The organism is Pseudomonas sp. NFPP04 (assembly GCF_900113815.1).
Classification (GTDB): domain Bacteria; phylum Pseudomonadota; class Gammaproteobacteria; order Pseudomonadales; family Pseudomonadaceae; genus Aquipseudomonas; species Aquipseudomonas extremorientalis.
In genome coordinates this window covers 459,457-479,867 of record NZ_FOQS01000003.1, presented here as the reverse complement: position 1 = coordinate 479,867, position 20,411 = coordinate 459,457, and the positions used below count along the sequence as shown (strand labels likewise).

23 protein-coding genes are annotated in these 20,411 nt (G+C 61.3%); 11 read left to right on the top strand and 12 right to left on the bottom strand.

Annotated features, from left to right (window positions below):
- Positions 1 to 18: 18 nt before the first annotated feature.
- Both BM017_RS09515 and BM017_RS09510 read right to left on the bottom strand, forming a co-directional pair.
- Positions 19 to 534, bottom strand: a complete 516-nt coding sequence (locus tag BM017_RS09515) for an ankyrin repeat domain-containing protein (protein WP_092243208.1) — start codon at positions 532 to 534, stop codon at positions 19 to 21.
- A 110-nt stretch (positions 535 to 644) separates the two neighbouring features.
- On the bottom strand, positions 645 to 2,471 hold the full coding sequence (locus BM017_RS09510; protein ID WP_092243205.1) for a long-chain-acyl-CoA synthetase: 1,827 nt from the start codon (positions 2,469 to 2,471) through the stop codon (positions 645 to 647).
- A gap of 352 nt (positions 2,472 to 2,823) precedes the next feature.
- Here BM017_RS09510 and BM017_RS09505 point away from each other — a divergent pair, with 352 nt between their 5' ends.
- Positions 2,824 to 3,102 (top strand): DUF3509 domain-containing protein, encoded by a 279-nt coding sequence (locus tag BM017_RS09505; RefSeq protein WP_003172952.1) that lies wholly within the window; start codon positions 2,824 to 2,826, stop codon positions 3,100 to 3,102.
- Positions 3,103 to 3,160: 58 nt separating this feature from the next.
- Here BM017_RS09505 and BM017_RS09500 read toward each other — a convergent pair whose 3' ends face one another.
- The 4 genes from BM017_RS09500 to aroC all read right to left on the bottom strand — a co-directional run bounded on the left by BM017_RS09500 (position 3,161) and on the right by aroC (position 6,429).
- Entirely contained in the window at positions 3,161 to 3,430 is a 270-nt protein-coding gene (locus BM017_RS09500; RefSeq protein ID WP_092243202.1) for a response regulator transcription factor, read from the bottom strand.
- A gap of 209 nt (positions 3,431 to 3,639) precedes the next feature.
- Positions 3,640 to 4,170, bottom strand: a complete 531-nt coding sequence (locus tag BM017_RS09495; protein ID WP_092243199.1) for an acireductone dioxygenase — start codon at positions 4,168 to 4,170, stop codon at positions 3,640 to 3,642.
- Positions 4,167 to 5,327, bottom strand: a complete 1,161-nt coding sequence (locus BM017_RS09490) for an MFS transporter (RefSeq protein WP_092243196.1) — start codon at positions 5,325 to 5,327, stop codon at positions 4,167 to 4,169. The genes BM017_RS09495 and BM017_RS09490 overlap by 4 nt, the downstream gene beginning before the upstream one ends.
- 10 nt (positions 5,328 to 5,337) lie before the next feature.
- Complete coding sequence (aroC, locus tag BM017_RS09485) at positions 5,338 to 6,429, bottom strand: chorismate synthase (RefSeq protein ID WP_071490765.1); 1,092 nt, start codon at positions 6,427 to 6,429, stop codon at positions 5,338 to 5,340.
- 143 nt (positions 6,430 to 6,572) lie between these two features.
- Between aroC and BM017_RS09480 the strand changes: the two genes are divergently transcribed.
- Positions 6,573 to 7,535, top strand: a complete 963-nt coding sequence (locus tag BM017_RS09480; protein ID WP_092243191.1) for an alpha/beta hydrolase — start codon at positions 6,573 to 6,575, stop codon at positions 7,533 to 7,535.
- A 99-nt stretch (positions 7,536 to 7,634) separates the two neighbouring features.
- Positions 7,635 to 8,441 (top strand): hypothetical protein, encoded by an 807-nt coding sequence (locus BM017_RS09475; RefSeq protein WP_058424625.1) that lies wholly within the window; start codon positions 7,635 to 7,637, stop codon positions 8,439 to 8,441.
- 148 nt (positions 8,442 to 8,589) lie between these two features.
- On the opposite strand, the gene prmB is transcribed toward BM017_RS09475, so the two are convergent.
- A complete protein-coding gene (prmB, locus tag BM017_RS09470) occupies positions 8,590 to 9,498 on the bottom strand; it encodes a 50S ribosomal protein L3 N(5)-glutamine methyltransferase (protein ID WP_071490767.1) in 909 nt (302 codons plus the stop codon).
- 239 nt (positions 9,499 to 9,737) lie between these two features.
- Here prmB and BM017_RS09465 point away from each other — a divergent pair, with 239 nt between their 5' ends.
- The 5 genes from BM017_RS09465 to BM017_RS09445 all read left to right on the top strand — a co-directional run bounded on the left by BM017_RS09465 (position 9,738) and on the right by BM017_RS09445 (position 12,521).
- Positions 9,738 to 10,328: a cysteine hydrolase family protein gene (locus tag BM017_RS09465; protein ID WP_092243189.1), complete on the top strand. Its 591-nt coding sequence runs from the start codon at positions 9,738 to 9,740 to the stop codon at positions 10,326 to 10,328.
- A 142-nt stretch (positions 10,329 to 10,470) separates the two neighbouring features.
- The gene (locus BM017_RS09460) at positions 10,471 to 10,791 is read left to right on the top strand and encodes a hypothetical protein (protein ID WP_092243186.1); all 321 of its coding nucleotides are present in this window, start codon (positions 10,471 to 10,473) and stop codon (positions 10,789 to 10,791) included.
- 75 nt (positions 10,792 to 10,866) lie between these two features.
- Positions 10,867 to 11,424, top strand: coding sequence for a Smr/MutS family protein (locus tag BM017_RS09455; RefSeq protein ID WP_058424628.1), 558 nt, complete (start codon positions 10,867 to 10,869; stop codon positions 11,422 to 11,424).
- A gap of 78 nt (positions 11,425 to 11,502) precedes the next feature.
- Positions 11,503 to 12,048, top strand: coding sequence for a GTP cyclohydrolase I FolE (folE, locus tag BM017_RS09450; protein WP_003236739.1), 546 nt, complete (start codon positions 11,503 to 11,505; stop codon positions 12,046 to 12,048).
- A 101-nt stretch (positions 12,049 to 12,149) separates the two neighbouring features.
- Complete coding sequence (locus tag BM017_RS09445) at positions 12,150 to 12,521, top strand: glutathione S-transferase N-terminal domain-containing protein (protein WP_092243183.1); 372 nt, start codon at positions 12,150 to 12,152, stop codon at positions 12,519 to 12,521.
- Positions 12,522 to 12,639: 118 nt separating this feature from the next.
- Here the strand turns inward: BM017_RS09445 and BM017_RS09440 are convergent, their stop codons facing one another.
- From BM017_RS09440 to BM017_RS09430, 3 genes are read right to left on the bottom strand one after another with little or no spacing between them, the layout of a single operon-like run.
- Positions 12,640 to 12,948 carry an AtuA-related protein gene (locus tag BM017_RS09440; protein ID WP_092243180.1) on the bottom strand — a complete coding sequence of 103 codons (309 nt, stop codon included), beginning with the start codon at positions 12,946 to 12,948 and terminating at the stop codon, positions 12,640 to 12,642.
- A complete protein-coding gene (locus tag BM017_RS09435) occupies positions 12,945 to 14,270 on the bottom strand; it encodes an acyclic terpene utilization AtuA family protein (protein ID WP_092243177.1) in 1,326 nt (441 codons plus the stop codon). The genes BM017_RS09440 and BM017_RS09435 overlap by 4 nt, the downstream gene beginning before the upstream one ends.
- A 1-nt stretch (position 14,271) precedes the next feature.
- Entirely contained in the window at positions 14,272 to 15,564 is a 1,293-nt protein-coding gene (locus BM017_RS09430; RefSeq protein ID WP_092243174.1) for a CitMHS family transporter, read from the bottom strand.
- 111 nt (positions 15,565 to 15,675) lie between these two features.
- Here BM017_RS09430 and BM017_RS09425 point away from each other — a divergent pair, with 111 nt between their 5' ends.
- The gene (locus BM017_RS09425; RefSeq protein WP_092243171.1) at positions 15,676 to 16,587 is read left to right on the top strand and encodes a LysR family transcriptional regulator; all 912 of its coding nucleotides are present in this window, start codon (positions 15,676 to 15,678) and stop codon (positions 16,585 to 16,587) included.
- Here BM017_RS09425 and BM017_RS09420 read toward each other — a convergent pair.
- Positions 16,584 to 17,186 carry a glutathione S-transferase family protein gene (locus BM017_RS09420; protein WP_092243169.1) on the bottom strand — a complete coding sequence of 201 codons (603 nt, stop codon included), beginning with the start codon at positions 17,184 to 17,186 and terminating at the stop codon, positions 16,584 to 16,586. The genes BM017_RS09425 and BM017_RS09420 overlap by 4 nt on opposite strands.
- A gap of 10 nt (positions 17,187 to 17,196) precedes the next feature.
- The gene (locus BM017_RS09415; protein ID WP_092243166.1) at positions 17,197 to 18,363 is read right to left on the bottom strand and encodes an aminotransferase-like domain-containing protein; all 1,167 of its coding nucleotides are present in this window, start codon (positions 18,361 to 18,363) and stop codon (positions 17,197 to 17,199) included.
- An 81-nt stretch (positions 18,364 to 18,444) separates the two neighbouring features.
- Between BM017_RS09415 and BM017_RS09410 the strand changes: the two genes are divergently transcribed.
- Positions 18,445 to 18,879 carry a MarR family winged helix-turn-helix transcriptional regulator gene (locus tag BM017_RS09410; RefSeq protein WP_071492751.1) on the top strand — a complete coding sequence of 145 codons (435 nt, stop codon included), beginning with the start codon at positions 18,445 to 18,447 and terminating at the stop codon, positions 18,877 to 18,879.
- Between the two features lie 179 nt (positions 18,880 to 19,058).
- Complete coding sequence (locus BM017_RS09405) at positions 19,059 to 20,405, top strand: NCS2 family permease (protein ID WP_071490777.1); 1,347 nt, start codon at positions 19,059 to 19,061, stop codon at positions 20,403 to 20,405.
- Positions 20,406 to 20,411 lie beyond the last annotated feature (6 nt).

Below are 20,411 nucleotides of genomic sequence, written 5' to 3'. Positions count from 1 at the left end.
CTTTTGAGGGCGCGTAGCCTACACCAGTTTCTGCAACTGCGCCGCCGTATCCACCGCGCCCATGGTCTGCGCCGCGGCCAGTGCGGTGGCGCCATTGGCGTCGGTGGCCTTGGGGTTGGCGCCCTGCCCCAGCAGGTAATCGACCATTTCCACGCGATTGAACATCGCCGCCATCATCAACGCCGTACGGCCGTCGGAAGACGCGGCGTCCACCGGCGCGCCTCCGTCGATCAGCGCCTTGACCACGTCCAGGTTGCCCTTGAACGCTGCACCGGCCATCGGCAGCTGGTTCTTGTCGTTGGCGATCTGCGGATCGGCCTTGAACTCCAGCAGCACTTTTACTGCCTCGGCATGGCCGTGATAAGCCGCGAGCATCAGCAAGGTGTCGCCGTTGTGGTTGCGCAAGTTGGCCGGCAAGCCTTTGGCCAGCAGCGCAGCGAGCATGGCGGCGTCGCCTTTGCGGGCTACGTCGAAGACCTGCTCGGCAAATTCGGCGGCTTCGTCTTCAGTCATTTGTTTGGCTTGGTCTGACATGTGGGGCTCCTTGTCTGGTCCTCTATATGGCGCCCAGTGTCGCGAGGGAGTTCCCCCCTGTCATGGCTTTTTTGTCAAAAGCGGCCATAGGCAGAATCAATGGCGCTACTTTAATAACGAAAATGCCCAGCCTGGATCTGCGCCAGCAATTGCCCGGTGACCGGCACATAACTGTCCGACCCCGGCAGCCAGGCGTAGACCGGGTCATTGCCCGCCTTGTCCGGGTCGAAGGCTTCCTCCTTGAGCCGCACCTTCTGATATTTGAAGGTGCCGGTGGTTTCCATCTTCACCTTGATCCGCAGGAACAATGGCACGGCATAGTGCGGCAACTGGCCGTGGGCGAACTGCAGCAACTCACGCATGTCCAGGGCAGCCAGCGATTCGCTCGGGGTGATGGCGACCATGCCGGCACGGCCGTTGGTGTTTTCGATTTCCACGCCATAGGCCACGACTTCAGCGATCTGCGGGTGTTGCAACAAGATGTTCTCCACTTCGGTGGTGGAGACGTTTTCTCCCTTCCAGCGATAGGTGTCGCCCAGGCGGTCGACGAACTGTGCATGGCCGAAGCCGATGCTGCGCACCAGGTCGCCGGTATTGAAGTAGCGGTCGCCCTTCTCGAACACATCCGTGAGGATCACCTTGCGGTTTTTTTCCGGGTCGGTGTAACCGTCATAGGGCGACTTTTCATCGATCCTGGCCAGCAACAAGCCCTGCCCGCCGGTCTTCACTTTGTGCATGAAACCATCGCCGCCACGGATCGGTTCACCCGTGTCGTGGGCGTAGTCCACCAACGCCCAGTGTTGCAGGCAAAAGCCGACGGTGTTGTCGAAATTCAATATGTTGGTAAAACCGATATTGCCGTCGCTGGCGGCGTACAACTCGCAGACATGCGCCACGCCGTAGCGCGCCTTGAACTGCGCCCACACGCCAGGGCGCAGGCCATTGCCGACCATCTTGGTCACGCGATGATCACGGTCGTTTTCGGCCGCTGGCTGGTCGAGCAGGTAGCGGCATAGTTCGCCGACGTAGCCGAGGGTGGTCGCCTTGAATCTGCGCGCATCCTCCCAGAACTGACTGGCGCTGAACTTGCGCCGGATAGCGAAACCGGACGCCCCGACAATCGCCGCGCCCCAGCACACACAGAGGCCGGTGGCGTGGTACAGCGGCAGGGTGCAATAAAGAACATCCTCCGGCCCCATGTCCAGCGCAATGCTGCCGAAGCTGATCGCGGTCTTGGTCCAGCGGCCATGTTTCATGATGCCGGCCTTGGGCAGCCCGGTGGTGCCGGAGGTATAGATATAGAAGCAGGGGTCGTTGAAGAAAATCTGCGCGGTACTCGGCAGGTTATCTACCGGGCCACCGGCGCTGGCAGCCATCAGGTCACAATAACCATCGGGCAGCGCATTGGCTTGCTGGTCCGCGACAAACCAGGTTCGTTCAGCGGAAATGCCCACCTGCTCACGTACCGCGTCATAGGAAGCCACCAATTCCGCACCGGCCACAATCGCCACCGGGTTCACCAGGTTGAGGCTGTGCAGCAGCGCCGCCTGGGTCTGCGCGGTATTGAGCATCGCACAGACGCCGCCCAGCTTGGCCACGGCCAGCACACTCAGCAGCAACTCGGGACGGTTTTCGATAAAGATCGCCACCACATCGCCCTTGCCGATGCCCTGGGCTTGCAGATGGTGGGCAATACGGTTGGCCTGCTGGTTGGCTTCGCTGTAGCTGAGCACGCGGTCGCCGTACAACAAGGCTGTGCCATCCGGGTTGCGCAGGGTGGCTTGTTCAAACTGCCAGCCCAGGCCACAGGGCTGAGCGGGGTCGGTGACATTGGCGGCCCGCATGCCGCGCACCACCCGAGGCAGAGCACGAACAATGGCCGGCACCTTACGCAGCATCATGCCCCAGGTGATCATGTCGTTTTGCGGGTGGCGCATGGGAACGTCCTTTTTCTTATTGTTCGTAAACCTTGCAGAAAAGTACGTCAGACCCTCTTCGGCTGTACACGCAGGATTTGAAAAGTTTTGTATCCCGATAAGCGAACGCTGAAAAAAGGAATTAAGCCAGGCAGAGAGAGTCATTATGAGTAGTGAGGCACCTGCCCGAGCGCGCCCGGCAACGCAAAATGCAGGATGCATGATGACCATTCATGCAAATTGCACGAATCCGGAAATTTTGTATTTTTATAAGCTATTGATTTCTAACGATATTTATCTAAATCACTAGCTGGCACAATCACTGCACCTATCTCTCCATGCTTGCCCACTTGAGCCAACGGAGCTGATAGACATGAGCCTGATCCAAGATAAATTCGCTTCAGTATTCTCCAACTACGATGTCACCACCCAGCCTCGTCCAGACGGCGGCATCCTGCTGACCCTGCGCAACAGCGAAGGTAAACAGGTCAAGCGTTCGATCTCCTATCAGCAGTTGCACACTGCCGATCAGCTGACCTGGGTCATCAGCGCCATTCGCCGCGACCTGGCTGAACAGGCCAGCGAGTTGCCGCAGATTTCGATGCTGCAGAGCCAGAACCGCTTTGCCTTGCCGACCTACCACTCGGCTTAAGCCTGAAATACCCAAAAGGGCCGCGACGCATTGAGCGTCGCGGCCCTTTTTCATGGGTTCAACACAGCCCCTGGCGGCTGGCTTCATTGACGGCTTGTACCCGATTGGTTACTTGCAGCTTGCAATAGATATTACGCAGGTGGAATTTCACGGTTGCTTCGGACGTGGCGCGTATCTGGCTGATCTCCCAGACGGTCTTGCCTTCCGAAGCCCAGCGCAGGATTTCCAACTCCGCCGGAGTCAGGGCCTTGCCAGCCAGGTTCAAACGTCGCCTGACTGCATTGGGTACCGAATATGGCGGTAGAAACGATTCCTTGGGGCCACTCATTAGTTCCTCTCCTTTCTCTGGCTCATGCCGCCCCCTCTTCGGATTCCTCCTATTGACAGGTGACATAAACATTGATGTCGCAGAGGGTTACATAACGAATGGTATTAAGGCGCAGGCCCGCGCATAAACATCCAAGCCTTACAGAAGTTTAAGTTTCTTCCCACAGCAACTTCCAACCTTCAGGGGTTGTAGTTTTTGATCGGTGGGGATTAGTCGTCCAGGCCGGGGAAACGACTGGCAATATCGTCCTCGGTGAACTCCGGTATGCATTCTTCAAGCGTATTGAACAGCCGCAGTGTGACAAAGTGCGGGTTCTCCCCCATGTCAATCCAGTGCGGCATACCGGCCGGGATCACAAGCAGGTCGTTTTTCTCGCAACGCACGGCGTATACATAATCGCCTATGTGCAGGGAAAACAGCCCCTGCCCTGCGATGATGAAACGTGCGGCAACTTCGCTGCAGCGGCGCTCGGCAAGAAAGCCCGCACGCACCTCGGCCTTCTGGAGATGATCCTCCGTCACCCTGAGCACCTGCGCATCCGCGTAGCCCAAGGCTTGAATCTGTGCCTTGTACGCCGCAATCAGTTGCGCATCTGTGGCCCCCTTCTCGATAGAAACGGGTGGCCAACGCTCAAAACGCACGCCGTGCTCGGCCAGGGTCGCAGCAATATCCTCGGGGTGGGTGAGGACCTTGTTCGGGGTGTCCGGTGAAGCAGCGCAGTAGACGGCGACATAACTCATTGAAGGGTTCCTTGGTTCTGCTCGTGCAATCGAAGACCGATGATAAGGGCGGCGGCCAGGGCCGCGACGCTCGCGATACTGAAGGTCAGGGTCGGCCCCAACAGGTTCCAACTGTAGCCGGCATACAGCGCACCCAGCGCACCGCCGGTGCCGGCCAGGGCGGCGTAGAGCGCCTGGCCCTGGCCTTGTTGCCGGGCACCAAAACTGCGTTGCACAAAGGCAATCGAGGCTGCATGAAAGCTGCCGAACGTGGCGGCGTGCATTACCTGCGCCAGCAACAGCACCCAGAAATACTCGGCAAACGACCCCAACAGCAACCAGCGCAATGCCGCCAACAAGAAGCTCGCCAGCAGTACACGACGCACCGAAACGCGCGTGAGGATGCGGCTCATACCCAGAAACATCAATACTTCCGCCACGACCCCCAGCGCCCAGAGCATGCCGATCACGCCCCGGCCGTAACCCAGGTGTTCAAGGTGCAGCGTGAGGAAGGTGTAATACGGGCCGTGGCTCAGTTGCATCAATGCCACGCAAGCATAAAACGCCAGCACGCCGGGGCTGCGCAATTGCTTGAGGAAGCCGTCGCCCGCCAGACGATTGCCGTGGGTCGCGGGCTGCGCATTCGGTACCCACAGGCTGGCGCCGATGATGCCGGCCATGATGACTACGACCACCACCGGGTAGATGTCCAGGCTCAGCCAGTCGAACAAGCGGCCCATGATCACCACGGTGAGGATAAACCCGATGGAGCCCCACAGGCGGATCTGGCTGTAGCGCGCCGTCTGCTTTTGCAGGTGCGCGAGGGTAATCACTTCAAACTGCGGCAGTACCGCGTGCCAGAAGAATGCATGCAGCGCCATGACCAGGGCCAGCCAGGCGTAGGTATGGCTGACGAAGATCAGCGAAAAACTCGCCAGGGTGCACACCGCACCAAAACGCACGATGGCCAGGCGCCGGCCGGTGTAGTCGCCCAGCCAGCCCCACAGGTTGGGCGCCACGCAACGCATCAGCATGGGGATGGCCACCAGCTCGCCGATGCGCGCGCTGGAGAACCCGAGGTGATCGAAGTACAGCGCCAGGAACGGCGCGGTTGCCCCCAGGAGGGCGAAGTAGAACAGGTAGAAGCTGGAGAGGCGCCAGTATGGGAGGGCTGTCACAGCAGCGCCGTCACAACTGGGCCAGCACCGGCGTACTCACGCGCACATCGGCATTTTGCCCGCGATTGCGTAACAGGTGGTCCATCAACACGATGGCCATCATCGCTTCGGCGATCGGGGTGGCCCGGATGCCGACGCATGGGTCGTGGCGGCCCTTGGTGATCACGTCCACCGGGTTGCCATGCACGTCGATCGAACGCCCTGGCGTGGTGATGCTCGACGTGGCCTTGAGCGCCAGGTGCGCCACGATCGGCTGGCCGGAGGAAATACCGCCGAGGATGCCGCCCGCGTTGTTGCTGAGGAAGCCTTGCGGGGTCAACTCGTCACGGTGCTCGGTGCCACGCTGGGACACACAGGCAAAGCCGGCACCGATTTCAACGCCTTTGACGGCGTTGATGCTCATCAGCGCATGGGCCAGTTCCGCATCGAGGCGGTCGAAGATCGGCTCGCCCAGTCCCGGCTTCACGCCTTCGGCCACCACGGTGATCCTCGCGCCGACGGAATCCTGGTCGCGGCGCAACTGGTCCATGTAGGCTTCCAGTTCCGGCACCTTGTCCGGGTCCGGGCTGAAGAAGGCGTTGTCCTCGACGCTGTCCCAGGTCTTGAACGGGATTTCAATCGGACCCAGTTGGCTCATGTAGCCCCGGATCACGATGCCCTGGGTGGCCAGGTATTTCTTGGCAATCGCACCGGCGGCCACGCGCATGGCGGTTTCGCGGGCCGAACTGCGGCCGCCGCCACGGTAGTCGCGCTCGCCGTATTTGTGGTGGTAGGTGTAGTCGGCGTGGGCCGGGCGGAACAGGTCCTTGATCGCCGAGTAGTCCTTGGATTTCTGGTCGGTGTTGCGGATCAGCAGGCCGATGGCGCAACCGGTGGTGCGGCCTTCGAACACGCCGGAGAGGATCTCGACTTCGTCCGGCTCCTGGCGCTGGGTGGTGTGGCGGCTGGTGCCGGGCTTGCGGCGGTCGAGGTCACGCTGCAGGTCTTCCAGGGACAGTTCGAGGCCTGGCGGGCAGCCGTCGACAATGGCGACCAACGCCGGGCCATGGCTTTCGCCCGCGGTGGTGACAGTGAACAGCTTGCCGAAGGTATTGCCGGACATGCAGGGCGCTCCGTGAAATCAGTTGAATCAAGTCAACCGTAATAACTTAAGGCGGCCAGTATACGCAGGCTAACCGAGTAGTTCATCCTCGAAACCTTCCCGGTAGACCTTGGTCCAACCGGCACCTTCCTCATGATGGCGCGATGATGCTGCGAGTTCTGCTTTTGACCCTCACCCTGTTTTCCAGCGTTGGCTTCGCCGCCTCCCCGGTCGTGCTGCAAAGGCCCATCAGCCTCGACACCGGCAGTGGCGAGCTGTCTGGCTCACTCTTGTTGCCCAAATCCGACAGGCCAGTCCCGGTTGTACTGATCATCGCCGGCTCCGGTCCCACCGACCGCAACGGCAACAGTGCCGACGGCGCGCGCAACGACAGCCTCAAGCGCCTGGCCTGGGTGCTGGCGCGGCACAATATCGCCAGCGTGCGCTACGACAAGCGCGGCGTCGCAGCCAGCCTGGCGGCCACGCCGGATGAGCGCAACCTGACCCTGGATGCCTACGTGGCCGATGCCGTGGCCTGGGGCAAGCTGCTCAAGGCCGACAGACGCCTGGGGCCGTTGATTGTGCTGGGTCATAGCGAAGGGGCCTTGGTGGCGGCCCTCGCCGCGCCGCAACTGGACCCGGCCGGCGTCATTTCGTTGTCCGGCAGCGCACGCCCGGTAGACCAGGTGATCCGCCAGCAGTTGGCCGATCACCTGCCCCCCGCCCTGCTGCTGCGCAGCAACGAGATCCTCGATCACCTCAAGGCCGGCCAGGTGGATAACGACGTGCCTGGCCCGCTGGAAGGTATTTTCCGCCCCAGTGTGCAGCCGTACCTGATCAGCCTGTTCCGTGCCGACCCATCGGCCGCTTTCGCCCAGTTGCGCATGCCCGCGCTGATCATCCAGGGCACCCACGATATCCAGGTGGGTGTGAGCGACGCCCAGCAATTGAAAAAGGCCAAGCCCGACGCGCAGTTGGCGGTGATCGAAGGCATGAACCACGTGATGCGCATCGTGCCCAACGATGTGAAGCAACAATTGGCCTCCTACAACGATCCGCAACTACCCCTCGCCGCCGAGCTGGGCAGCCGCGTCGTGCGTTTTATCGAAGGACTTCAACCCCATTAAGCGACTATTTGCCTCCAGTCCTGGGAAAACCGGCCGATAAGCCCTGGGTCGACAGTAAAAAGACTGTCGGCTCGCTGGGCTTGGACAGGATCGCGCCGCATGACAACCACTGAAGCAACACCGGAATCCACCGCCGACACCCCGGCTGAAAAAACCGAGGCCGTCGACGCGGCGCCCCTGCCGTGGGCGGATGTCCAGGCCGAGCATTTCAAGATGCTGCGCCTGGCCCCCCTGGCCACCGACCGTGCCACTGGCGTGCGGCCGTTGCGGTTCGTGCAGTTCGGCTACGCCGAGCGCAATGACAAACACCACAGCCTGCTGCGCATGGTCATCCAGCTGCCAGGGCAGCGCGTGCGCCGTGAGCAGAACCACCTGGATATCTGGGTCGACCACGACAAGCACCGTGTGCACTTCGGCCCTGGCAACAGCCTGGAAATCGAACCAGCCAACCGGGGTATCGGTCGCTTCCTGGTGGCCCAGGGCGCCGCGTGGGCGAAGAAGAAGTGGTCACACTACCGCGTCGACGGCGTCGACCTGGCCAACAAAGATGCCTTGAACGAGGCCACCCGCCTGCGCCGCGATCACTTCCTGCGCATCCAGGGCTTTGATGTGGCCTACGCCGATGTGCAACACCTCAAAGGTAATGTGCAGCCGGGCAAGGTCGGTGATGTGCTGGACAGTTGGAACACCGAGAAGGTGCAGTTCGTGGAGATTCTCGAAGCCGCGCAGATGCTGCAACAGGCTGAGCAGAACCTGGCGGAGCAGGAAGTGAAGCTGCGCAAGGAAGAGGAAAAGGTCACCAAGTTCAAGCGTGAGGACAGCGGGTTGCGCTTTACCATCACCTGCCTGGTGGCATTTACGGTGTTCCAGGCGGGGTTGTTGATCTGGATTGCCACCCACCGCTGAAATGAGTCTATGCCTAGAAATAAGGTCTGAATGTGGGAGGGGGCTTGCCCCCGATAGCTGAGTGTCAGTATTTGGAGTAGCTGACTGATCCACCGCCATCGGGGGCAAGCCCCCTCCCACATTGGCCCTATTCGTTCAGTAAGGTGGGTTAAACGCGGGCGGCAAACACCGCCTGATGTTGGCGGCACTGCTCCGCCGTCAACATGAACACCCCATGCCCACCACGCTGGAAGTCCAGCCAGGCGAAGTCCACTTCCGGGTACAACGCCTCGACGTGCACCTGGCTGTTGCCCACCTCCACGATCAGCAAACCTTTCTCGGTCAGGTGGTCCGCCGCTTCGGCCAGCATGCGCCGCACCAGGTTCAAGCCATCATCGCCACAGGCCAGGCCCAGTTCCGGTTCGTGCTGGTATTCGTCGGGCATGTCGGCGAAGTCTTCGGCATCCACATACGGCGGGTTCGACACGATCAGGTCAAAACGCTGGCCCGGCAGACCGTCGAAACCGTCACCCTGCACGGTGTACACGCGCTCATCGACGCCATGGCGCTCGATGTTCTGGTTGGCCACTTCCAGGGCTTCGAACGACAGGTCGCCCAGCACCACTTCGGCGTCCTGGAACTCGTAGGCACAGGCAATGCCGATACAGCCGGAGCCGGTGCACAGGTCGAGAATGCGTGCCGGCGGTTGCGCCAGCCAGGGTTCGAAGCGGTTTTCGATCAGTTCGCCGATCGGTGAACGGGGGATGAGCACGCGTTCGTCGACGATGAACGACATGCCGCAGAACCACGCTTCGTTCAACAAGTACGCGGTGGGCACGCGCTCATGGATGCGCCTGTGCAGCAAACGTTGCACATGGGAAACTTCCTCTTCCTCCAGGTTGCAGTCCAGATAACTGTCGGCAATCTCCCACGGCAAGTTCAACGCGCCGAGCACCAATTGACGGGCTTCGTCCCAGGCATTGTCAGTGCCATGCCCGAAAAACAGGTCTTCCCCATGGAAACGGCTGACAGCCCAACGGATGTGGTCGCGCAACGTGCGCAGGCGGGATGTGATCACGGGGGCAAGCTCCTGGAAAAAACGACTGGTGATTCTAACAGCCTTCACCTGTACCGACGATGTACGAAACCCCGCGCCCATCCGTCGGATTTCATCCGAATTGCCATCATTGTGTCAAACAGGCCCACCTCTTGACATGGCTACACGTCAACAACAGCGTACCTTACGATGGTAGCGATTCACAGAACCGCTCAGCCAGTGGACAATGTCGCAAAAGCCCCCCTCACAGGAGCCCCAGAATGTCCGTTCCAAAGACGATGTTTCAACTCAGCGGTCGTGGTTACGCAGCTGCGAACCTCAGCCATGCGACCCTCGTGATCATCGACGCCCAGAAGGAATACCTCAGCGGCCCGCTCGCCCTCTCGGGCATGGACGCGGCCGTTGGTAACATCAAGCAACTGGTCGCCGCAGCGCGCAACGCCGGGCGCCCGATCGTGCATGTGCGTCACCTGGGCACCGTTGGCGGCTTGTTCGACCCGCAAGGCGAACGGGGTGAGTTCATCCCGGGCCTCGAGCCTGCAGGCGACGAAACCATCATCGGCAAACTGCTGCCCAGCGCATTTCACGGCACCGGCCTGGAAAAACACCTGCAGGACCTCGGCTCCCTGGACCTGATCGTCTGCGGCTTCATGAGCCACTCCAGCGTCAGCACCACCGTGCGTGCCGCCAAGAACCTGGGCTTTCGCTGCACCCTGGTGGAAGATGCCTGCGCCACCCGTGACCTGCCTTACAAAGGCGGCATCCTGAGCGCCGCGCACGTACAGCAGACCGAAATGGCCATCATGGCCGACAACTTCGCCACCCTGGCGTTGACCAAAGACCTGATCTGATCGACCTTCTGATGAGCGGTGCGGCAATGTTTATTGCCCCGCTCATCCGCAAAGCCTTTTCATTTGGCGCATTTACCCCTCGCCCCGGAACAACCTGTGTATTGTCCGGTCGAAGGGCCGATACCCTGGAGGAAAGGTCGGAATGAAGATATCCGATGGTTTTGATGCTCGTCGCTTGCGCCCCAAGGGCCCGAGCAACTGGCGTCTGCGCCTGGTTGCCGGCATCGCCGCGCTGCTGGCGATCGTAGGTCTGCTGTTGACCGGCGCTGGTGGCGCCGGTCTGTCTGGTCACTCGCCGGCCCTTGGCGAGCTGAATGCCAGCCCTGGCGGCTCGGCTATCCTGTTGGGGGTCGGGCTGCTGGTACTGTGGTTGGGCGTATGGTTGTGGCGGCGCAGCCGTCGGAAAATGCGCCAGCCGTTGTCGCTTAATATCGCTTCGCACCTGATGAAAAAACACGACTGATGGCGCTTGGATAGCGTTTCCTGCGCCCCGGCCGCCGCGATTTAGGTAAACTGCCCGCCCTTCGCGGAGGCTGACATGCAAGACGACGATTTTTCCCTGTTCAAAAACGAGCTGCGCGGCGTCAAGCCGATCAAGCACGACCGCGCCGACACCGGCAAACCCAAGGCCGACCGCGCGCAGATCGCCAAGCTGCGCCAGGCCGCGACCGTGCGCACCGATGCCACCACCGTGGACGGCCTGTCGGACCAGTTCGTGATCGACGTCGGCCCCGAAGACGAGCTGATGTGGGCCCGCGACGGTGTGCAGGAAAGCCAGATGCGCAAGCTCAAGATCGGCCAGATCCCGTTCGAAGGCAGCCTCGACCTGCACGGCATGACCGTGGAAAAAGCCCGCGAAACCCTGTGGGCCTTCCTCGCCGAAGCCACCAAATTCGAAATCCGCTGCGTGCGCGTCACCCATGGCAAGGCCGTGCGGCTGGACGGCAAGCGGCCGATGATCAAGAGCCACGTCAACACCTGGCTGCGCCAGCACGCCCAGGTACTCGGCTTTACCTCGTGCCAGGCCCGCCACGGCGGCGCGGGGGCGGTGTATGTGATGCTCAAGCGGACCATGATGGAAGGGCGCGACGAGTAACAAGTGCCATCGTCAGGCTTGCAGCGATGTGCCCGCCACCGTAACCTTGCGCTTTGCGAAAATCCCACAGGTAGTTTCATGTCCCTGGAACAGAATTACACCGCGATCCTCGGCCAACTCGGCGAGGACGTTTCCCGCGAGGGCCTGCTCGACACGCCAAAACGTGCCGCCAAGGCGATGCAGTACCTCTGCCGCGGCTATGAGCAGACACTGGAAGAAGTCACCAACGGTGCCTTGTTCAGCTCCGACAACAGCGAAATGGTGCTGGTCAAGGACATCGAGTTGTACTCGCTGTGCGAACACCACCTGCTGCCGTTTATCGGCAAGGCCCACGTTGCTTACATCCCGAGCGGCAAAGTGCTGGGCCTGTCCAAGGTCGCGCGGATTGTCGACATGTATGCCCGCCGCCTGCAGATCCAGGAAAACCTCAGCCGCCAGATCGCCGACGCGGTGTTGCAAGTCACCGGCGCCCTGGGCGTGGCCGTGGTGATCGAGGCCAAGCACATGTGCATGATGATGCGCGGTGTGGAGAAGCAGAATTCGTCGATGATCACTTCGGTGATGCTGGGTGAGTTCCGCGAAAACGCGGCGACCCGCAGCGAATTCCTCAGCCTGATCAAGTAACGGGCTGCTTAGGAAAAGACCGGCGTTCATCGCCGGTTTTTTTTCGCCCGCAGAATTCAGGTAAGCTGCCGCCCCTCAGTTATGGGCAAGAGGTTTAAACCATGTTGGTCAAAGCACTTCGAGTCGGCCTCGGCCAGATCATCATCGCGGGCGACTTCCTGACCCGTCCCCGTAAAAAACAGCGCCCCGCCGAACAGCAGGCGCAGGTGAATGCAGCGGCCAAGGAACTGACCCTGTATCAGTTCCACGCCTGCCCGTTCTGCGTGAAGACCCGTCGCACCCTGCACCGCCTGAATGTGCCGGTGGCGTTGAAGGACGCGAAGAACAACGAGCAGGACCGCCAGACCCTGCTGGAGCAAGGCGGCAAGATCAAGGTGCCCTGCCTGCGCATTGAAGAGAATGGCCAGACCACCTGGATGTATGACTCCAAGGTGATCATCGATTACCTCGACAAGCGTTTCGCTGCGGTCTGACAGACACTGGATGACCCATGTGGGAGGGAGCTTGCTCCCGATGGCGGTGTATCAGTCAACTTACTGTGTGACTGACACTCTGCTATCGGGGGCAAGCCCCCTCCCACATTTACGGTATTTACAGGTCGAGATCCAATAATGCAGAGCCCAGGCACTTGCCATGGGCATCCAGCGCCAGCGAGCGGGTCACACCGCCGCGCAGGATGCCCGGCAGCACGAAGTTCAGTGCCTGTACATTCGCCAGCTCATAGCGCCGCACCGGTGCGGCGCCTGGCTCCAGTAGATCCGCAAAAAACCCAGCCACACGCTCGACGGTCAGCTGTTCGCAGAGCCAGGGGTAATCCTCGGCACGATAGGCAATGATCGAAATGTTCGACGTATCGCCCTTATCCCCCGTGCGGGAATGGGCCAGTGTGTGCAGCTTCATGCTTCGATCCTCGGGTTGACCGCATCACGCGGCAGCAGCAACGACGCCACCGCCACCACCTGCCGCACGCTCTTGCTCGCGCCGCCGCCACCGGACGGGCCATTGGTGTAAAGGGTTTCCACTTCGTTGCCGACGCGCACCGCTTCGCTGCGCTCTTCACAGCGAGCCGCCACGCGCAGGCGCACTTCCCAGGGCTCCACCGTGCTGCGCGGGCCGTGCAGCGAGTCCATGCCGATCAGTTCGGCACGCACGTCCTGCATCTTCACGCCTATCAACTCAAGGCGCTTGAGCACGACATCCCGCGCCAGCTGCGCCCGTGCGACAGCACCGGGGCCGCCGTAGGACATCTGCCCTTCGCCGATCCAGCCGTCCAGATATCCAACACTCACCTTCAACCGTTCGGGACGCGAACGACCACCAGCACCTTGGGCACGAACGCGATCAGCGCCCTCCTCGACAAAGCACACCCGTGAAAAATCGGCGGTCACATCCGGCGTCAGGTACGCCGCCGGATCATGCACTTCGTAGATCAGTTGCTCGGTGCAGGTGGCACGGCTGACCCGCCCACCGGAGCCGGTGACCTTGGTGATCACGGCCTGGCCGTCAGCATCAATCTCGGCCAGCGGGAAACCCAGGCGCGCCAGGTCATCCACATCCTTGAAACCCGGGTCGGCAAAATACCCACCGCTGACTTGCCCGGCACATTCGAGCAAATGACCCACCAAGGTGCCGCGTCCCAGCCGCGGCCAATCGTCCGCCATCCAGCCGAACTCAAACATCTGCGGCGCCAGGAACAGCGAGGGATCGGCCACGCGCCCGGTGATCACCACGTCCGCATCGGCGTGCAATGCCTGCAGAATGCCGTCGACGCCCAGGTAGGCATTCGCAGAGATCAACCGTTCGCCCAAAGAGCCGACGCTCTGGCCGTTATCCAGCAGAAACTCGGGCTGCAACATCGTCAACACGTCGTCGCCCACCACAGCGAGCACCTTGAGATCCAGGCCCAACTCAACAGCAATTCGCCGCACTTCGGCCGCCGCCGACACTGGATTGGCCGCGCCCATATTGGTGATCACCCGCAGGCGACGGCGCCCGGTCTGCACCCCCACAAACGGCAGCACCCGGCGCATGCGCTCACTCAACAGCGGATCGTAACCGCCCTGCGGATCGCTGATCCGCGCCTGTTGCGCCAAGGCGATGGTGCGTTCAGCCAGGCATTCGAATACCAGGTAATCCAGGCCGCCGTGTTCGGCCAACTCGACCGCAGGTTCGATACGGTCGCCGGAATAGCCGGCACCAGAACCGATGCGCAAGGTTTTCATCTCAAATCACTCCCAGGAGCAACGCAGTCAGGGTCATCAACACCGACGCGGCAAACAGAAACGGAATGGTGAAGCGCTGGTGATCGGCCAACTCGATCTTGCACAGGCCCACCAACAGGAAAGTCGCAGGGGTCAGCGGGCTGACCGGGAAGCCGGTGGTGTGCACCCCCAGCAACGAGGCCTGGGCCACTTGCAGCGGGTCGACGCCCAGGGCCTTGCCGACTTCGGCGATCACCGGCATCACGCCGAAATAGTAGGAATCGGGGTCGAACAGCATGCTCAACGGCATGGAAATGAACCCCACCACCGCCGGGATCAACTTGCCGTGACCCGCCGGAATCTGCGCCACCGCTACTTCGGCGATAGCCTTGAGCATGCCGGTGCCCTGCATGATCCCGGTGAACACCCCGGCGGCCAGCAGGATACTGGCCATGGTCAGGGCGGTCTTGGCATGGGCATCGATGCGGGCACGCTGGGCATCTACGTTCGGGTAGTTGATGCACAACCCCACTACGGTGCCGAGCATGAACATCACCACCGGGTCGACCCAGCCGGCGATCATCACCACCATCACCAGCACGGTCAGGATCAGGTTGACCCAGAACAGGCGCGGGCGACGCAGCTTGATATCGTCTTCACTGAGCACCCGTTGCGGCACCGCATCCACCGTAGAGCCGGCGCCGAGGCCCAGGCGTTTTTCTTCGCGACGGCCCAGCCACCAGGCACAGGCAAACACAAAGATCAGGCCGACGATCTGCACCGGGATCAACGGCTGGAACAGGTCCGCCACCGGCACGTGCAGGGCCGCTGACGAGCGCAGCACCGGGCCCGTCCACGGCAGGAAGTTGACTCCGGCCGCCATCGCGCAGACACAGGCCAGGATGCGCTTATCGATACCCAGCCGCGTATACAGCGGCAACATCGCCGGCACCGTCACCAGGAACGTCACCGCGCCGGAGCCGTCCAGGTGTACCAGCAGCGCCAGGGTCGCGGTGCCTACAACAATGCGTGTAGGACGCGTCCCTACCGTGCGCAGGATGCGATCAATGATGGGGTCGAGCATGCCAGCATCGGTCATGATCCCGAAAAACAGGATCGCAAAGACGAACATGCCGACCACGGGGGCGACGTTCTTGATACCGGTGATGATGAAGGCGCTGGTTTGCAGGCCGAACCCGCCGAGCAGTGCGGCGATGATCGGCAAGGCGATCAGGGCCACCAGCGGCGAGAGGCGTTTGCTCATGACGGCAGCGAGCAGGCACAGGATGGTGATGACACCCAGGGTAGCGAGCATGGGTTACTCCAGAGCGACCTTTTTGGCCGGTTATTGTTTTCCCTGGAGTATTGGAAGCAGGTTAGTCTTTGTAAATTGGAATATTCACCCGCTAGTGTTCGGAAAAACAAAATGAAGAACAGTATCCAACACATTCAGGCGTTTCTTGCCGTGGCCCGTACTGGCAGTTTCACCAAGGCGGCCAATGAGCTGCATCTGTCGCCTTCTGCGCTGACGGTGCAGGTGCAACAACTGGAAGACTGGCTCGGCGTCGCCCTGCTCGACCGCAGCCCGCGCCACGTCAGTATTACCGCCGCCGGCCAGGAGGCCCGCGGGCCAATGGAAAAACTGCTGCTGGACCTGGACAACATCGTCAGCGGGTCCCGCGACCTGGCGGCGTTGCGCCGAGGCGTGGTGACCATCGCCGCCCTGCCCTCGGTCTGTGCCGGCAGCCTGCCACCGGTACTGCGCCTGTTTCGCGAGCGCTTTGCCGGAATCGAAGTGCGCCTGCATGACCTGGTGGCCCATCGCATACACGCCCAGGTGCGGTCCGGCGAGGTGGATTTCGGCATTGGCGTGCGTGCACGGCTCAGCCATGGCCTGGAATTCGTGCCAGTGCTGAACGATCGCCTGTGCGCGTTTGTACCGGTCGGTCATCCGCTGACCCGCCATCGCAAACTGACCCTGGCACAACTGGCGGACCAGCCGATCATCCTCACTGGCCGCGACAGCAGCGTGCGCGAGCAAGTGGATGCGCTGTTCGATGAGACACGCCTGACGATGAACGCGGGCATGGAGGCCAACTACATGTCGACGGTGCTGGCATTGGTGCGCCAGGGGTTGGGGATCAGTGTGCTGCCGGAATCGGCGGCGGACAGCCTGGCGGGGTTGAAGCGCATCCACATCGAGCATCCCGGCGTAAACCGGGAGATCGGGTTGATCAGTCGCAGCGGGATGGGCCTGAGCCCGGCGGCGCAACGCTGCTTTGACTTGCTGAACGAAGAACTGAATGTGGGAGGAGCAAGCCCCCTCCCACAGGTTTAACCGAGCATGGCCACATGCTTGGGATGGCTGGCAACCCTCTTCAACCACGCCTGCACAGCCGGATAAGCCTCCAGCTCAAAACCACCCTCATTGGCTACATGGGTATAGGCATACAAGGCCACATCGGCGATGGAGAACTGCTCGCCCACCAGGTACGGCGTCAGTTGCAATTGGCGCTCCATGACCTTGAGTGCCTTGTAACCGCCTTTGTGCAGTTTCTTGTATTCCTCCAGGCGGTCCTCGGGCAGGCCCAGGTAAAACTGGATAAACCGCGCCACCGCAATGTACGGCTCATGGCTGTACTGCTCGAAGAACTGCCACTGCAACACTTGGGTGCGCAGGCGCGGTTCGGTGGGCAGGAACTCGCTGCCATCGGCAAGGAAGTTGAGGATCGCGTTGGACTCCCACAGGCAGGTGCCGTCTTCCAGTTCCAGCACGGGGATCTTGCCGTTGGGGTTCTTCGCCAGGAACTCGGCGGTCTGGGTGTCACCCTTGAGGATGTCCACATCGATCCATTGGTACGGGATGCCCAGCAGGCTGAGCATCAATTTGACCTTGTAGCAGTTGCCCGACTTGTAATCGCCATAAACCTTGTACATGGGGCTCCCCTTATGCCGCTTGCGCGTGCTGTGCTTGACGGACCACCGCGGCCAGGCGCTTGAGACCTTCGTCCAAACGGGCCGGGTCGATATGGCTGAAATTGAGCCGCAACGAACCCAGGTGTCGGTCGGGCTCGGAAAAGAACGGTTCACCGGGCATGAACGCGACGTTCTGGTCGAGCGCTTGAGCCAACAAGGTGCGGGTGTCGAGCGGCTGTTTCAAGGTCAGCCAGAAGAATAAACCGCCCTGGGGCACCTGCCAGTCGGCCAGCTCGACGAAGTGACGCTCCAGCGCCGACTGGAAAGCATCGCGGCGCTCGCGATAAAAGCCGCGCAGTTGAGTCAGGTGCTGCTGGTATTGCTCCGTGCCGATCCACTGCATGGCCTGCCATTGGCCGACGCGGTTGGTGTGCAGGTCCGCCGATTGCTTGAGCTTGAGCAGGTGCGGGAACAGGTCCGGGCTGGCGATCAGATAGCCCACGCGCAGGCCCGGCAACAGGGTCTTGGACACGGTGCCGGTGTAGATCCAGCTGGCTTTTTTCAGGCGCCCGACGATGGGTCTGGCGCTGCCGCCGTCGAAAGTCAGTTCGCGGTAGGGTTCGTCTTCGATCAGGGTCACGCCGAATTCGTCGAGCAAGGCGGCGACGGCTTCGCGCTTGGCCTCGCTGTAGCGCACGGCCGAGGGGTTCTGGAAGGTCGGGATCAGGTAGATGAACGCCGGGCGATGGCGTTCAAGGTTGGCACGCAACGCATTCAGGTCCGGGCCGTCGGCGTCCAGTGGCACGGTGAGGCAATCGGCGCCGAACAGTTGGAAGATCTGCAACGCGGCCAGGTAGGTCGGGCCTTCCAGCAGGATCCGGGTGCCCTTGTCGATGTACAGCTTGGCCGCCAGGTCGAGGGTCTGCTGGGAGCCGCTGACCACCAGCACCTGGCTGGCCTGGCACGGCACGCCCAGGGCACGCGCCTCGGCAGCGAGCAATTCGCGCAACTGCGGTTCGCCTTCGCTCATGCCGTACTGGCCGATGTTCAGCGGCATGTCGTCCCAGTTCAAGGCAGGCAGCATGGCTTCGGCTGGCAGGCCTCCGGCGAACGACATCACTTCCGGGCGCTGGGCTGCCGCGAGGATTTCACGGATCAGGGAGCTTTTGAGGCGCGTAACACGTTCAGAGAAGGCCATGGGGTCACCGGTAGCGAAGACTGTGGGAAATACGTCAAACTGGTTGACCGAAATTACGACGACTCGCACGGATACGTCAATATGCTTGACCTTAAAAACCCAACCGCCCAGCAGGCCGCGATGGAAGCGTTTTTCTTCGGCTACCAGGCGTTTACCGCCAAGGCCGACGAAATGCTCGAGCGCCGCGGGCTGAGCCGGGTGCATCAGCGCATCGTGTTTTTCATCGCGCGCTACCCGGCGCTGAGCGTGAAGGAACTGCTGGAACTGCTCGGTGTGAGCAAGCAGGCACTGAACATCCCTCTGCGCCAATTGCAGGAGATGCACCTGGTCAACAGCGTCGCGTCCGAGACAGACAAGCGCAAACGCCTGCTGGAATTGACCGAGGAAGGCCTGCGCTTCGAACAGTCACTGCGCCGCGAACAGGTGAAGTTGCTGCAACGTGCCTTCAGTGACGCCGGTGAAGACGCGGTGGTTGGGTGGCTGGCGGTGAATCAGGCGCTCGCCAACCAGCCCTGACCCTGTGGTTGCCTTTCATCTATTTGGTGCAGCGGATAGAAAACATTATTTGCTTTATTTGTATACAAAAGCATAATTCGCTTCGTGCGAGTTCCTGACCTATTGGTCAACAAACCCGCCAGTACCTCTCAGCGCTTGCGCGCTGGCCATAACAATAAAATGCTTGAGGAGTACTCGCTGTGGATAGCCGCAAATCCGAAGCCCCGACGCTGGACCTTGCCCCCTCACCAAACGGCTGGCTGGAACGCCTGTTCAAACTGCGCTTGCATGGCACCACAGTGAAGACCGAGCTGATCGCCGGCCTCACCACCTTCATCACCATGGCCTACATCATCTTCGTCAACCCTAACATCATGGCCGACGCGGGCATCGATCACGGTGCGGCGTTCGTCGCCACCTGCATCGCCGCCGCACTCGGTTGCCTGTTGATGGGGCTGTATGCCAACTGGCCCGTGGGCCTGGCGCCGGGCATGGGTTTGAATGCGTTTTTCACCTACACCGTGGTTGGTACCATGGGCTACACCTGGCAGACCGCCCTCGGCGCCGTGTTTATCTCCGGTGTGTTGTTCATGTTCCTGACCCTGTCCCGGGTGCGTGAATGGCTGCTCAACAGCATCCCCGTCAGCCTGCGCCACGCCATGGGTGCCGGCGTGGGGTTGTTCCTCGGGGTGATCGGCCTGAAGACCGCCGGCATCATCGTCGACAGCCCGGCGACCCTCATCAAGCTCGGCTCCTTGCATGAGCCTGCGCCGCTGTTGGCGGCGGTGTGCTTCTTACTGATCGCGATTCTCAGCTACCACCGGGTTTTCGGCGCGATCCTGATCAGCATCATCGCCGTGACGCTCGCCGGCTGGGGCCTGGGCCTGGTGCATTACAACGGTTTCATCTCCACCCCACCGAGCCTGGCGCCGACCTGGATGGCGATGGACGTAGCGGGTGTGTTCAATGTCAGCATGATCAGCGTGGTATTTGCCTTTCTTTTTGTACACATGTTCGACACCGCAGGTACACTGATGGGCGTCGCGCAACGGGCCGGATTGGTCAATGCCGACGGCAAGATCGACAACCTGTCCCGTGCATTGAAGGCCGACAGTGCCTCCAGCGTGTTCGGTGCCATGGTCGGTGTGCCGCCGGTGACCAGCTACGTGGAAAGTGCTGCGGGCGTGGCCGCAGGTGGCCGTACCGGGTTGACCGCCGTCACCGTCGGCGTGCTGTTTGTAGCCGCGATGTTTTTCGCACCGCTGGCCGGGATGATTCCGGCCTATGCCACCGCAGGTGCGCTGATTTACGTGGCAATGCTGATGATGGCGAGCATGGCCCATATCAACTGGGATGAAGCCACCGACAGCATTCCGGCGATTGTCACCGCGATCATGATGCCGCTGACGTTCTCGGTCGCCGATGGGATTGCCCTGGGGTTTATCACCTACGTGGCCCTCAAGGCCGGTACCGGCAAGTACCGCGAGATCTCCGTGAGCCTGTGGGTGCTGTGCGCGATTTTCATCGCGAAATTCATATTTCTATAAAGAGGA

Coding starts and splice junctions, on each gene's coding strand:
- BM017_RS09515 (WP_092243208.1), bottom strand. CDS start 534: ATGTCAGACCAAGCCAAACAAATGACTGAAGACGAAGCCGCCGAATTT.
- BM017_RS09510 (WP_092243205.1), bottom strand. CDS start 2,471: ATGCGCCACCCGCAAAACGACATGATCACCTGGGGCATGATGCTGCGT.
- BM017_RS09505 (WP_003172952.1), top strand. CDS start 2,824: ATGAGCCTGATCCAAGATAAATTCGCTTCAGTATTCTCCAACTACGAT.
- BM017_RS09500 (WP_092243202.1), bottom strand. CDS start 3,430: ATGAGTGGCCCCAAGGAATCGTTTCTACCGCCATATTCGGTACCCAAT.
- BM017_RS09495 (WP_092243199.1), bottom strand. CDS start 4,170: ATGAGTTATGTCGCCGTCTACTGCGCTGCTTCACCGGACACCCCGAAC.
- aroC (WP_071490765.1), bottom strand. CDS start 6,429: ATGTCCGGCAATACCTTCGGCAAGCTGTTCACTGTCACCACCGCGGGC.
- BM017_RS09480 (WP_092243191.1), top strand. CDS start 6,573: ATGATGCTGCGAGTTCTGCTTTTGACCCTCACCCTGTTTTCCAGCGTT.
- BM017_RS09475 (WP_058424625.1), top strand. CDS start 7,635: ATGACAACCACTGAAGCAACACCGGAATCCACCGCCGACACCCCGGCT.
- BM017_RS09465 (WP_092243189.1), top strand. CDS start 9,738: ATGTCCGTTCCAAAGACGATGTTTCAACTCAGCGGTCGTGGTTACGCA.
- BM017_RS09460 (WP_092243186.1), top strand. CDS start 10,471: ATGAAGATATCCGATGGTTTTGATGCTCGTCGCTTGCGCCCCAAGGGC.
- BM017_RS09455 (WP_058424628.1), top strand. CDS start 10,867: ATGCAAGACGACGATTTTTCCCTGTTCAAAAACGAGCTGCGCGGCGTC.
- folE (WP_003236739.1), top strand. CDS start 11,503: ATGTCCCTGGAACAGAATTACACCGCGATCCTCGGCCAACTCGGCGAG.
- BM017_RS09445 (WP_092243183.1), top strand. CDS start 12,150: ATGTTGGTCAAAGCACTTCGAGTCGGCCTCGGCCAGATCATCATCGCG.
- BM017_RS09440 (WP_092243180.1), bottom strand. CDS start 12,948: ATGAAGCTGCACACACTGGCCCATTCCCGCACGGGGGATAAGGGCGAT.
- BM017_RS09435 (WP_092243177.1), bottom strand. CDS start 14,270: ATGAAAACCTTGCGCATCGGTTCTGGTGCCGGCTATTCCGGCGACCGT.
- BM017_RS09430 (WP_092243174.1), bottom strand. CDS start 15,564: ATGCTCGCTACCCTGGGTGTCATCACCATCCTGTGCCTGCTCGCTGCC.
- BM017_RS09425 (WP_092243171.1), top strand. CDS start 15,676: ATGAAGAACAGTATCCAACACATTCAGGCGTTTCTTGCCGTGGCCCGT.
- BM017_RS09420 (WP_092243169.1), bottom strand. CDS start 17,186: ATGTACAAGGTTTATGGCGATTACAAGTCGGGCAACTGCTACAAGGTC.
- BM017_RS09415 (WP_092243166.1), bottom strand. CDS start 18,363: ATGGCCTTCTCTGAACGTGTTACGCGCCTCAAAAGCTCCCTGATCCGT.
- BM017_RS09410 (WP_071492751.1), top strand. CDS start 18,445: ATGCTTGACCTTAAAAACCCAACCGCCCAGCAGGCCGCGATGGAAGCG.